The organism is Tritonibacter aquimaris (assembly GCF_009617595.1).
GTDB classification, from domain to species: Bacteria; Pseudomonadota; Alphaproteobacteria; order Rhodobacterales; family Rhodobacteraceae; genus Epibacterium; species Epibacterium aquimaris.
The window spans coordinates 400,655-412,993 of record NZ_WIXK01000004.1 but is presented as its reverse complement, the minus strand read 5'-3'; the positions used below and the strand labels follow the sequence as shown (position 1 = coordinate 412,993).

At 55.2% G+C, this 12,339-nt stretch carries 14 protein-coding genes; 7 read left to right on the top strand and 7 right to left on the bottom strand.

What is annotated here, in order from left to right:
* Positions 1–759: AMP-binding enzyme (locus GG681_RS10305; protein ID WP_153547750.1), on the top strand; the 759-nt coding region annotated here is incomplete at its 5' end.
* Positions 760–1,005: 246 nt separating this feature from the next.
* Complete coding sequence (locus tag GG681_RS10300; RefSeq protein WP_153547748.1) at positions 1,006–1,626, top strand: TetR family transcriptional regulator C-terminal domain-containing protein; 621 nt, start codon at positions 1,006–1,008, stop codon at positions 1,624–1,626.
* 36 nt (positions 1,627–1,662) lie between these two features.
* Here the strand turns inward: GG681_RS10300 and GG681_RS10295 are convergent, their stop codons facing one another.
* Positions 1,663–1,929 (bottom strand): DUF2312 domain-containing protein, encoded by a 267-nt coding sequence (locus GG681_RS10295; RefSeq protein ID WP_153547747.1) that lies wholly within the window; start codon positions 1,927–1,929, stop codon positions 1,663–1,665.
* Positions 1,930–2,123: 194 nt separating this feature from the next.
* On the opposite strand from GG681_RS10295, the gene GG681_RS10290 reads away from it, so the two are divergent.
* The gene (locus GG681_RS10290; RefSeq protein WP_153547745.1) at positions 2,124–2,339 is read left to right on the top strand and encodes a hypothetical protein; all 216 of its coding nucleotides are present in this window, start codon (positions 2,124–2,126) and stop codon (positions 2,337–2,339) included.
* Positions 2,340–2,485: 146 nt separating this feature from the next.
* Here the strand turns inward: GG681_RS10290 and GG681_RS10285 are convergent, their stop codons facing one another.
* Positions 2,486–2,701, bottom strand: a complete 216-nt coding sequence (locus GG681_RS10285) for a hypothetical protein (RefSeq protein WP_153547743.1) — start codon at positions 2,699–2,701, stop codon at positions 2,486–2,488.
* Positions 2,702–3,175: 474 nt separating this feature from the next.
* Here GG681_RS10285 and GG681_RS10280 point away from each other — a divergent pair, with 474 nt between their 5' ends.
* From GG681_RS10280 to GG681_RS10270, 3 genes are read left to right on the top strand one after another with little or no spacing between them, the layout of a single operon-like run.
* Positions 3,176–3,610, top strand: coding sequence for a YeeE/YedE family protein (locus GG681_RS10280; RefSeq protein ID WP_153547741.1), 435 nt, complete (start codon positions 3,176–3,178; stop codon positions 3,608–3,610).
* Positions 3,610–4,041, top strand: a complete 432-nt coding sequence (locus GG681_RS10275; protein WP_153547820.1) for a DUF6691 family protein — start codon at positions 3,610–3,612, stop codon at positions 4,039–4,041. The genes GG681_RS10280 and GG681_RS10275 overlap by 1 nt, the downstream gene beginning before the upstream one ends.
* A gap of 9 nt (positions 4,042–4,050) precedes the next feature.
* Positions 4,051–4,470 carry a TIGR01244 family sulfur transferase gene (locus GG681_RS10270; protein WP_153547739.1) on the top strand — a complete coding sequence of 140 codons (420 nt, stop codon included), beginning with the start codon at positions 4,051–4,053 and terminating at the stop codon, positions 4,468–4,470.
* Between the two features lie 80 nt (positions 4,471–4,550).
* On the opposite strand, the gene GG681_RS10265 is transcribed toward GG681_RS10270, so the two are convergent.
* The 5 genes from GG681_RS10265 to GG681_RS10245 all read right to left on the bottom strand — a co-directional run bounded on the left by GG681_RS10265 (position 4,551) and on the right by GG681_RS10245 (position 10,617).
* Entirely contained in the window at positions 4,551–5,753 is a 1,203-nt protein-coding gene (locus tag GG681_RS10265; RefSeq protein WP_153547737.1) for a flagellar motor switch protein FliM, read from the bottom strand.
* An 81-nt stretch (positions 5,754–5,834) separates the two neighbouring features.
* Complete coding sequence (locus GG681_RS10260) at positions 5,835–8,513, bottom strand: sensor histidine kinase (RefSeq protein WP_153547736.1); 2,679 nt, start codon at positions 8,511–8,513, stop codon at positions 5,835–5,837.
* The gene (locus tag GG681_RS10255; protein ID WP_328593335.1) at positions 8,501–8,800 is read right to left on the bottom strand and encodes a hypothetical protein; all 300 of its coding nucleotides are present in this window, start codon (positions 8,798–8,800) and stop codon (positions 8,501–8,503) included. The genes GG681_RS10260 and GG681_RS10255 overlap by 13 nt, the downstream gene beginning before the upstream one ends.
* Before the next feature lie 47 nt (positions 8,801–8,847).
* A complete protein-coding gene (locus GG681_RS10250) occupies positions 8,848–9,228 on the bottom strand; it encodes a response regulator transcription factor (RefSeq protein ID WP_153547732.1) in 381 nt (126 codons plus the stop codon).
* 90 nt (positions 9,229–9,318) lie between these two features.
* Entirely contained in the window at positions 9,319–10,617 is a 1,299-nt protein-coding gene (locus tag GG681_RS10245; protein ID WP_153547730.1) for a helix-turn-helix transcriptional regulator, read from the bottom strand.
* 227 nt (positions 10,618–10,844) lie between these two features.
* Here GG681_RS10245 and GG681_RS10240 point away from each other — a divergent pair, with 227 nt between their 5' ends.
* Positions 10,845–12,191 (top strand): substrate-binding protein, encoded by a 1,347-nt coding sequence (locus tag GG681_RS10240; protein WP_153547728.1) that lies wholly within the window; start codon positions 10,845–10,847, stop codon positions 12,189–12,191.
* The last annotated feature ends 148 nt before the right edge of the window (positions 12,192–12,339 follow it).

The window sequence follows — 12,339 nt, the reverse complement described above, 5'->3', positions numbered from 1 at the left end:
AATGATGTGGTTGGCAAAGGCAATTGCCCCATCGTTGACACCTGGTGGCAGACCGAAACTGGCGGCCACCTGATGACGCCGCTGCCCGGTGCCCATGCCACCAAACCGGGTGCTGCGATGAAACCCTTCTTTGGGGTGCAGCCTGTGGTGCTGGATCCGCAGTCGGGCGAAGAAATCACCGGCAATGGCGTCGAAGGCGTGTTGTGCATGAAAGACAGCTGGCCCGGCCAGATGCGCACGGTCTGGGGCGATCACGAGCGCTTTGAGAAGACCTATTTCTCGGATTACAAAAACTACTACTTCACCGGTGATGGCTGCCGCCGCGACGAAGATGGCGATTACTGGATCACCGGCCGCGTCGATGATGTGATCAACGTCTCTGGTCACCGCATGGGCACCGCCGAGGTCGAAAGCGCGCTGGTGGCCCATGCCGCCGTCGCCGAGGCCGCCGTGGTAGGCTACCCGCATGATATCAAGGGTCAGGGCATCTATTGCTATGTCACCTTGATGAACGATCGTGAGCCCTCAGAAGAGCTCTACAAAGAGCTGCGCACCTGGGTGCGTACCGAAATCGGCCCGATTGCCTCACCTGATGTGATCCAATGGGCTCCGGGCCTGCCAAAAACCCGCTCCGGCAAAATCATGCGCCGCATCCTGCGCAAAATCGCCGAAAACGACTTTGGTTCCCTGGGCGACACCTCAACACTCGCCGACCCCTCCGTCGTCGATGACCTCATCAAAAACCGCAACAATACCTAAGCCTAAGCCCATGTGGCCCTGTTCTGGGCCACATGGGATTTCGTCGCACACGCAATGCGGGCACAGGGTGCACGTGCGCCATATCCACCCTGCGCACATCTATTTGCACCGTTTCATGGAATGACTAGGTATTTTCCCGGCCTATGAAACAAAGTTACCTATTGGCCCGGAAAAAATTGACAAAATGCCAATAATATATATCACCGCTGTTTCAGATCCACATCACGACGGAGCCTTCTGTACCCGATGTCGCAGCCCCGAGCCACGACCCGAATTCAACAACGCAACCGCGGCTTGATCAAAGATGCCGCGCTTGAAGTGTTTTCGTCGCATGGTTTTCGCGGTGCTACCGTGGATCAGATCGCCAAAGCAGCCGGGCTGAGCAAGGCCAATCTGCTGTATTATTATCCCAGCAAAGAAACGGTTTTTACCGCCGTCCTCTCCGATCTTTTGTCCACCTGGCTCGACCCGCTTAAGGAGCTTGATCCGTCAGGTGACCCGATGACCGAAATTCAGGCCTATGTCGCGCGCAAGATCCAGATGAGCAAAGATTATCCACGCGAAAGCCGCCTGTTTGCCAATGAGATCCTGCAAGGCGCGCCCCGATTGCTGGAGACAATATCTGGCGATATGAAGGATCTGGTCGACGAAAAAACCGGCCTGCTGCAGCGCTGGATGGATGAAGGCAAGCTCAAACCCTGCCACCCGCATCATCTGTTGTTTTCGATCTGGGCGCTGACCCAGCACTATGCGGATTTTGATGTCCAGGTGCGCAGCCTGATGGGACAGGATGATCCTTTTGACAGCGCCTCACTGTTTCTGGAAACGCTTTACCAACGGCTGCTTGAGCCCAACAGCGCATCCTAAGCTGCCGCCCGCGCCAAACGCAGGCGGCAATTGGCCTTAGGTCATACCCAGCGCTTCTTTGTACATTTCCAATACCGCTTCTTCTTCGGCGATATCGTCTTTGTCGCGTTTGCGCAGCGCAATCACCTTGCGGATAACTTTGGTATCGTATCCGCGAGCCTTGGCTTCGGACATGATTTCTTTTTGCTGTTCTGCCAGCGATTTCTTCTCTTCATCCAGCCGTTCAAAACGCTCGATGAATTGGCGCAGCTCACCCGCTGTTACCCGGTAGCTTTCGCTTTTTTCGTCTTCGGTGATATCCATGGTCTGCTCCCTGCATATCCTGCTCTATTTGTGACCTCAGGTCCGGTTCAAACAGTTGGATACAAGGGAGCGCAGATCGCCGCAAGACCGATCCACAAGCAGTGGGCAGCAAAGGAGTTTGTTGCAAAGATCCGCCCAAGCCCCTAGAACCGCCCAAACACTTCGCACCTTATGCGTATGAACGGGGACGAGCATTGGAAAACTTGGTCTGGATTGGTACCGCAGTTACACTTATCGGCTTTTTGGGGCTGATGTATTGTGTGGTCAAAGTCGCGCTGGCGAAACGCAAAAATCTAAGCGACGACGACTTGCGCGCCGAGGTTCAAAAACTCATCCCGATCAACCTCGGCACCTTGTTGTTGTCGGCGCTTGGGCTTGGGCTTGTGGTTGTGGGTTTGTTCTTGGCTTAAGGACAAACAACAGCACTGCTGTTTGCACTCTGAAACCTGTGGGACGTAGATCGATTAAGCTGATCTATTAATCTGAGTTTCGGGAGAAAACTCCCAAAACTCAGACTAAAGTATAATATCCAAAATACCTTTTACGCAGGCATAATTCAGATAGGCATATTATCGAAGAGCTGCTCCGCAGCCTGCTCTTCAAGCATTACGTCCAATCGCCGCAGCCGAGATGGAATGTCTGATCCGCTGTGACGAATGTCGCGCAAAACCGCGCGCAATTTCGGCTGATAGCTCAGGCGACCGCTGGTTGGTGCAGCCAAGATCTGCTGTTCCAATTCTGCGGCGTAGTTCATCAGTTCCTTCGAAGTCATGATGTGTCCTCCCTACACTCATGTAATTTCATCATACCCGACAAAATAAAATTTCAAAGTTTTGAATGTTCGTTCGGGCGCTCGGCAGCTGTTAAACCTACCTTAACATGAGAAGCGACTCACCTATCAACCCTAAGTTGCTCATCCTCGGATTTTTTATGGCGAAAAATGTCAAAAACTAGGCACGTGGCTTGAAACAAATTCTATTATCGATATATGTGGGCAAGAATTCAGGAAATGAATCATGTGTCCGGACATCGCATTCAAACGCTACTCTACAGGCAAAGCAGCCTACAGCTTCGGACCCGGCGCAACCGCGTTGAGATTTTTTACGCCCGAAACACGCATCGTGGGCTTGGCCCAGAAAATGGCAGCCTCGGATTCATCTACAATAACATCGCCAGAGATCTATGCGCCTGTTCGACTATGCAGGCCGCATGCATGCTCTGATCAAGCATAAAGAAGGGTTAAGATATGGAAAGTGACTACCTTTGGGGTGCACTTGGTGGTGGCATGATCGGCCTTGCTGGTGCGATTTTGCTCCTTGGAAACGGTCGCATTATGGGGGCAAGCGGCATATTGGGCGGCTTGCTGACTCCTGCCTCCAACCCAAAGCTCCTGTTGGAGCGTGCTGTTTTTGTCCTTGCCGTTATTGCTGTGCCAGCTTTGCTGCATTTTGGTGCAAATATTGATCAGGCTGCGCATGTCACAAATAACATCCCGATGTTGATCGCCGCGGGCCTTTTGGTTGGTGCAGGCACACGGCTGGCCAATGGCTGCACCTCCGGTCACGGGGTTTGCGGCATGTCACGCCTGTCGATCCGCGGCATTGTCGCCACTCTCATCTATATCGGCGCAGGCGTTTTGACGGTTGCCGCCCTGCGTCACATCTTTGGAGCTTTGTCATGATGCGTTTTCTGATCGCCGCGCTTTCTGGTGGCCTGTTTGGTGCGGGTTTGTTCCTGTCGGGCATGACCAACCCTGCAAAGGTTCAGGGCTTCCTTGATCTGTCGCGCGCCTGGGACCCAACGCTTGTGTTTGTTATGGGCGGCGCGCTGCTGCCAATGGCGATTGCCTGGCGTCTGGCCTATGGGCGCACTGCACTAACCGGCGCTGAAATCATGCAGCCACAAAACGCACAGCTTGATCAAAAACTGGTGATCGGCTCGCTGTGCTTTGGGGTTGGCTGGGGTCTGGTTGGCCTTTGCCCTGGGCCTGCAATTGCTTCTCTGAGCTTTCAAGGGGTCAGTGGTGCCATCTTTTTCATCGCGATGATTGTTGGCATGGTTCTGCATCCAAAACTTGCAATGCAGCTAGACCAGAAGGCTGCAAACGCTTAAAGAGCTGTTATGGACGCACGCACGCTTACCCCCCGCTATTCGGTCTCTCCGCAAATCGCGGTTGAGGATATCCCTGCAATCAAAGCAGCAGGGTTCCAAACCGTGATCTGCAATCGCCCAGACGCAGAGGTTCCCCCTTCGCATCAAGCCGCAGCCCTACGCGCAGCGGTTGAAGCCGCCGGTTTGAAATTTGCCGAATTGCCGCTAACCCACCAGACCATGACAATGGAAAACGTGGCAATGCAGCGCGAACTCTACGAAGCGGCAGACGGGCCGGTGCTGGCCTATTGCGCATCCGGAACACGCTGTTCCGTGATCTGGGCATTGGGGCAAGCCTCTGATCTTGGGGTTGAACAGGTGCTGAACACAACAGCCGAAGCGGGCTATGATCTGAGCAACCTGCGCCAGACGCTGGAATCGCTCGCGTAAATTCAGATTAAATCATCCCTGAAACATCACAAAGCGCAGGAGTTTCTCCTGCGCTTTTGTTTTGTAAGCTGTGCATTGGGTTAGGTATCGCTGCCAAGACCGGCCAATTCGGAAATCTCTGCCGCGGCCTCATCCGGGCTAAACCCATCAAGCCCGCCGTCAAGAGGCGGCAAATCACCTAGATCTCCAAGCGGTGGCAAATCACCACCCAGATCCATCGGACCACCAAGGCCACCAAGATCTCCTCCTAGGTCACCGCCAAGATCACCGCCAAGGCCGCCCGGCTCCTGCAGGCCCTGCGCCGCGATTTCCAGATCAATTGCGGGCGGCTCAAGGCTGCCCATCGCCGGCGCAACAGCAGATCCAAACCCATCCGCATCCATCATGCCCGATAGGTTCTTTTCATCGCCGACGTTCATACGCACAGCGCGCGCACCATTCATCTGACCAAGACGCCCCTGCGCCACAACCTGACCATTGATCGACAAAAGATCTGTTTCATAAAGAAACGCCTGATCCAGCGGAATATTGTCACCAATGCGCAATGAGGCAAATTCGTTCAGCGGAATGCGAACCTTACACAAAACCGCACTCAATTCGGCACGCATGGCCCCCATGCTTGCTCCAAGTGAGCGGCCTTCGAGTTCATTGTTTTCCGCAGGCTCTGCTTTGGGTTCTGGCAGCACAAGCACCAGTTCGCCCTGCATCATGCCGCCCGCAAGATCCATGGTGACACGGATCACCCGGTAATCTTCGGCTTCAAGACCGATTACCAGATTGCGTACATCTTCGACCTGTGCGCCAAAACGGTAGCCGGAGAAGGTCTTGCGATCCGCCTCCCCCTCGAGCATGGTGGTCACCCTTTCAAAGGTGCGCTCCAGAAACTCAGACATCATGGCGGCATCTGTTGGCGTATAATTGCGCCCATCAGAACCGAGGCCAAGCACCTGCCCCATGGTCTGCTGCTGAATAAGCGCCGTTACCAGCGCCGCATCCAAAGACGCCGCCCCAATGCGCCCGTTCGGGCCATCAAGAACGATCAGCAGATCTTTGTCAGACAGATGGGTGGGAAGGTCTTCGGGTATGCTATTGGCCTGGCGCGCTGCGATTACCCCCAAAGGCAATTCACATAGATCCGCCGCCGCACGCGCAAGCGAGCGGCGCAACGCCTTTAGGGTAAGCGAACTGCTGAGCCCGCTGGTGCCCTCTTTGGTTGCCGCCAACTTCTTTGCAAGCACGTAGTGCCCGTCGTCAGCGATATTTGCCTTTTGCGATTCAGCCATCAAATTCAGCCCGCACCTGTTCGTGCCCCTTTTAGCTAAGATGTAAAGCGCGGTGGTTACTAAGGTCTTTACGCGCGCACCTTATTCGCCCAATTCAATCGTTATTGGCAGCGAAACTCGAAAAGCTGCACCACCTTTGTCGCGGATATAGGTAATATCACCTCCCAGACGCTCCATAATCTCACGACAGATCGCCAACCCCAGGCCAGCGCCGCCCGCTTTTTCGGGGCTAACCCGCGAAAATTTTTCAAAAATTGTTTGTTGGTGCTCCGTCGGGATACCGCGACCATTGTCGACAAAATCCACATAAACACCTTTGCCATATTTTTGCACACGGATGGTCAATTTAGGTTTAACCGCGTCACAGTATTTCTGGGCATTGGCGATGAGGTTGATAAAAACCTGCGCCAGTCGATCGAGGTCTGAGGCCACCTTGACCCGGCCTGGCGCGGCGTCACGCACCACCTCAATCGGCTGATCAACACCCGCAAGCGCGGTAGAAACCGCACGATCAAGCACATCTGCCAGATTGCCAGTGTCATAGTTCAACGTGACCTGGCCATTTTCCAGCACGCTCAGATCCAGCAAATCATCCAGCAAACGCGACAGGCGTCGGGCCTCATCATGGATAATCCCCGCATAGCGGGTCTTTTCAACCGGCGTCATATCGTCAGAATCGCGCAAGATCTCGGAAAATGCCCGGATAGAGGTCATTGGCGTGCGCAGCTCGTGGCTCACCTGGCTCAGAAACGAATCCTTTTGCGCGGAAATCTGGGTCAGCATTTCATTGGTGTCGCGCAGCTGGCGTGCCGTGTCTTCCAGTTTGGACGATTGCATCTCGAGCTGGCTTGAATACTCAAGCATCTGCGCCGTTTCGTCGGCAACCGCCATCAGGTCTTCGACCGACACGGATGAGCCGCCAACAATTTGCGAAATCATCGCGTGCGAAGCCGCAGCACCGATTGAACCACTGAGCTCACGCTCAAGCCGTTCTAGAAAACTTGGCGTTGGTTCGGGCAATGCGCCTCGTCCGCCTTGGCGGTCACGCTCTTTGTCAAAGAAAGCCTGCGCTTCCTGCGCCCCCAAAATACGTTGCGACATGACCATCAGGTCTTCGCTTTGAGCAACAGAGCCGCTCCAGCCGCGGGGCCCGGCGGAATGTTCAAACACATGCACAAACTGCGCGCCTTGCAAACGTTCCAACGGGCTGGGAAAGCCGATCAAAGAGACCGCGCAAAAAACAACCGTGTTAAAGCTGAGCGACCAGAACACCGCATGCACAGTTGGATCCACCCCAACCAGACCAAACATGGCGTAGGGTCTGAGCCAAGAAATGCCCCAAAGGCCGTTTTCCATAATAGACGCGCTAAGCAGCCCCGCCCCCAATGCGGGCAGCAGCATACAATAGAGCCAGATCGCGAAACCAACAGCGATGCCAGCCAAAGCGCCATTGCGGGTGGCGCCGCGCCAGAACAGACCACCAACCAAAGCGGGAAGGATCTGCGCAATACCTGCAAATGCAACCACGCCAATGGATGCAAGCGCGATACCGCCGCCCGTCAGGCGATAATAGAGATAGCCAAGGATCATAATCACGCCGATGCACAACCTGCGCGAATAGATCACCACATTGCGCACATCCCCAGAAACAGAAGCACCTGGGGTCTGATTGCGCAACCAGATCGGCATAACAATATGGTTCGAGACCATGGTCGAGAGCGCCATCGCCGCCACAATCACCATTGACGTTGCCGAAGAAAACCCACCCAGGAACGACAGCATAGCCAAGTTTTCCTGCCCGAGGCTTAGCGGGATCGCGAGCACGAACAGATCCGGGTTGCTGCCTTCCGGCATGATTTGCAGACCAATGGCCGCGATAGGCAGTACAAACAGTGAAATCAGCATCAAGTAGAGCGGAAACGCCCAGGAGGCCATCCGCAGATGGCGCTCATCTTCGTTTTCCACCACCATCACCTGAAACATCCGCGGCAGGCAGACAAAGGCGGCGGCTGACAGGAAAATCAGCGTACTCCACCTCCCTGCATCCACTTGCCAGGTACCAATGGGTGAGCTGTCGATTTTTTCAAGCGTTGGCCCCACCCCACCTGCAATGCCCCAGACAACAAAGATCCCAACCGCAAGCAGCGCAACGAGCTTCACAACCGCTTCCAGCGCAACCGCTGTCACCACGCCGTGGTGGCGCTCATTGGCATTAAGGTTTCGGGTGCCAAACAGAATGGCAAAGGCCGCAAGCCCCGCAGCAACCCCAAACACCGTATTGGTATCGCTAAAACTGCTGCCGGGGTCAGCTTCGGCAAAGATTGCAAATGACAGGGTAATAGATTGCAATTGCAGCGCAATATAAGGCGTGACGCTGATGACGGCCAATAGGGTCACGCCGATCGCGAGTGCGTGCGATTTGCCGTAACGCGATGACAAAAGGTCCGCAATTGACGTCACCCGCTGGCTGCGACCCACCCGTACCAGTTTGCGCAACCCCCACCACCAGCCGATCAGAACCAGCGTTGGGCCGAGATAGATGGTAATGAATTCAAGGCCGGATCGGGCAGCGCTACCAACGGCGCCGTAAAATGTCCAGGCGGTGCAATAGATCGACAGCGACAGCGTGTATACCATCGGTGATCGCATCCAGCGCGCGCTGCGTCCGCGCACTGCCAGGTAATCAGCGATAAAAGCTACAAAGAACAGCAGCGCCACATAGGCGAGGCACACAAGCACCAAAGTATTCAGGGATCCCATCCCAAATCCCCATCTAAATCCGGTTTGGGTTTTGGATCATCCATCCAATGCTGCGCCCAGCGTTTAACAGCCGCACCAAAAATGACCGAAAGCGATACCAGAAACACCCAGGTCGAAAACACATAAATCAGCACAGACGACAAGGGGCGCGATGTCTCGGTTGCTCCGACCTCTGCACCAGGAGCTGGCAACCACATCAAAGGCAGCACAAACAACAGCAAGCCGAACGCCGGCAACATCCGCGAAATATCCATCAGGCGGCGGCGGCGATAGGTGCGTCGATCCACAAAGGAACTTTTTATTTCCCCTTTGCGTTCCGCCCCATCGGCGGCGATTATCGTTGTTCGGCCTGTGCGCATAGATCTCTGACTGCAGTCAGAACCTCGGAGTTGGAAAAGGGTTTGGTCATGAAACGGGTCACGCCGGCCTTTTCGGCCATCTCGCGATCCTTGAGCTGGCCGCGCGCAGTCAGCATCAGGACCGGCAAGTCTTCCATCCCGTCACGTTCACGCAGCTCGCGCACAATATCCAGCCCGCTTTTACCGGGCAGCATAAGGTCCAAGATCACGATGTCTGGATTGGAATTAGAAATGAAATCGGTGGCTGAGGCACCATCGGCATGGGCGTCCACACGCCACCCATCCCGCTCCAACAGAAACCGAATAGCTTCGGTAATGTTGGGTTCGTCCTCAATTAGAACTACCTGTCTGCTCATCAGCAGCTTTTCCTCCAATGCGCCGCCTCCCCAGCGTGTCCGCCACGGCGCTGATTTTCGTTTTTAGACTATAAAGCCCTGCACCCCATGTCAAAACCCATCGGTCAGAATAGTAGGCTCGCGTCTTGCGTCACAGGCCTCACGCGTACAAACCCGACAGCTCACACCAACCTGATTGGCATTCGCCTCTTCTTCCAGCAGTGGAAAAATCAACATCACGGCCTGCACTTGTGGGGCGCTATCGAACCGCGCATCGCCAACGTGCCAACCATAAGCATAACACATATATCGCGGCGCGCCACGCCCCTGCTGCTGTAATACCTGTTTTATAGGAATATGCGGCTGGCTCAAGGCCTGATACAGCGGCCAGAGCGGACATGCCGCACCATATTGCGGAATTGAAAAGTTCCCAATCGACCGCCGCAACAGCGACGCCCCCGCCGCATCGCTCACAACGCAGCCGATTTCACTGCCCAGATCCTCTTCTGCCAACAAAGCCAGGCGCTGCATCAACACCTCAAGCTGCACGCCCAGATGCAAGGCCAAAAGATCGGGAGCCATTCCGATTTCAGACACCGCCGCCAGCAGCCGGTGCAACGGCAACTGGTTCATGTGGCTTTCATAATCTTCCAACAAACGTTGGGCAATCTGGCGCGCGGACTGGCTTTTGAGCTGGGGGGCCGCGGCGATTAGCGACGCGGGGGTTTCGCTCCCCTGCTCCAATGCGGGGAAATGAAATCCGTGATCCGAAAGAAAACGGTCAACCTCATCTTGCGGCATGCCCTGTTTTTCCGCGACCGTGTTTTCCTCATCCAGAAAGGACACAAGCGCGCGGCTACTGTCAGCAAGACGCTGGGCATCTTCGTTCAAGTTTTGGTGAAACCGGTCTAGCCATTCGGTTTCAAGGTCATCATTTTCCGCCAGAATGCCCGCTGTTGAACGAATGGCCGCCGCGGTTGAGAGCATTTCATGCAACGACGCGGCAAGTTGAGGATCATGCGTCAGGCGGTCAGACAGCACTTCGACTGTGCGCTCCAACGCAGCAACCCGTTGATGGGATGATGCTAAAACCTCGGCCCAGCCGGGAAAACGGCTGGCAAATTCCTCAGTCCGGTCAAGCTCTGCGATTGGCGCTGCTGCGCTGGCGCCCGCTTCGCGCAACGCGCTCAGCAGCCCCTCTTCTGCGCCCTCGGTCAGCATCGAGGGCTCCACCTCGAGCACCTGCGCCAAACGGACCAAAAGTTTGCCACCGATTCTGCGTCTGTTGTGCTCAATCAGGTTCAAATAAGACGCAGATATATCAACTTGACGAGCAAGATCCGCCTGACGCACACCCAGCACCAGGCGACGTTCCCGGATTCTGCTCCCGGTCAGCATATGTCTCGGCATCTGCACTTCCCCGTCAAAGATAGTATTATCAAACACTTTCTGCGCCGCCGCGTAAGGTAATTTACAAACTGACGCCGCATTCTGTGTATTTCTTTACATAATAATCCTTTCGATCAAAGGTTTTATTGCGCAATTTTACATACCGCCCGCATAGTTAATTTGCACGTTTGTGCCGGTACACACGGAAGTGAGGAGCTGTGTGTGCCAACATTTTTGGGAGGAAAAAAATGAATAATGGTAAAGTATCACGCCGCGGCGTGCTCAGAACGGGTGCGGTCACGAGCGCCGGTCTGGCCCTGCCGACAATTTTTACCGCATCATCTGCAGCGGCGTATACCAATGAGCCAACCGGAAGCTCAGTCACCCTGGGATTTAACGTTCCCCAGACCGGTCCCTATGCGGACGAAGGTGCAGATGAGCTGCGCGCATACCAGCTCGCGGTAGAGCACCTGAATGGCGAAGGCGACGGCGGCATGCTGAACACCTTCAGCTCCAAAGCATTGCAGGGCAACGGCATTCTGGGCAAAGAGGTGAAATACGTCACCGGCGACACCCAGACCAAATCGGACGCGGCGCGCGCATCGGCCAAATCGATGATCGAAAAAGACGGTGCCGTCATGATCACCGGCGGCTCCAGCTCTGGTGTTGCTGTGGCGGTTCAGGCGCTCTGCCAGGAGGCAGGCGTTATCTTTATGGCGGGCCTGACCCACTCCAATGACACGACCGGAAAAGACAAGCGGGCCAATGGCTTCCGTCACTTCTTTAACTCGTACCAATCCGGTGCGGCGCTGGCACCCGTTCTGGCAAATGCCTATGGCACAGACCGCAAGGCCTACCACCTGACTGCTGACTACAACTGGGGCTATACCACTGAGGAAGCGGTAAAATCCTCAACCGAAGCTATGGGTTGGGAAACGGTTGCTGCCGTTAAAACACCACTGACACAGACCGACTTCTCGTCTTATATTGCACCGGTTCTGCAATCCGGCGCCGACACGCTGGTTCTGAACCACTACGGCGGCAACATGGTGAACTCGCTGACCAACGCGGTTCAGTTCGGTCTGCGCGACAAGCAGGTGAACGGCAAAGACTTCCAGATCATTGTTCCGCTTTACTCTCGCCTGATGGCGAAGGGTGCGGGTGCCAATGTTAAAGGTATCTTCGGTTCCACCAACTGGCACTGGTCGCTGCAGGATGAAGGTTCCAAAGCCTTTGTACGTTCCTTCGGCACCAAATACGGCTTCCCGCCGTCACAGGCCGCACATACCTGCTATGTACAGACCCTGCTTTATGCAGACGCGGTTGAGCGCGCAGGCTCCTTTGCACCATGTGCAGTTGCGGAAGCGCTGGAAGACTATGAGTTCGACGGGCTTGGCAACGGCAAGACACTCTATCGCGGCGCTGACCACCAGTGCTTCAAAGACGTGCTTGTTGTGAAAGGGAAAGAAAACCCAACCTCCGAGTTCGACCTCTTGGAAATCGTTGAAGTCACTCCGGTTGCTCAGGTCACCTATGACCCGAACCACCCGCAGTTCCAGGGCGGCGCATTGGGGGCCTGCAACAACGGCGCATAAGCGCAGCAGGACAACCGCCGTTTCATACAGGTGAAAACTGCGGGCGGTGGGCCGGTCAACTGGCCCCCGCCCCTCTCCACCGGCTTCTTAATTTACCGCTACATGAAAGACGATTTAGGTGACTTCACGTTGCCTGATTGGCTTTTGC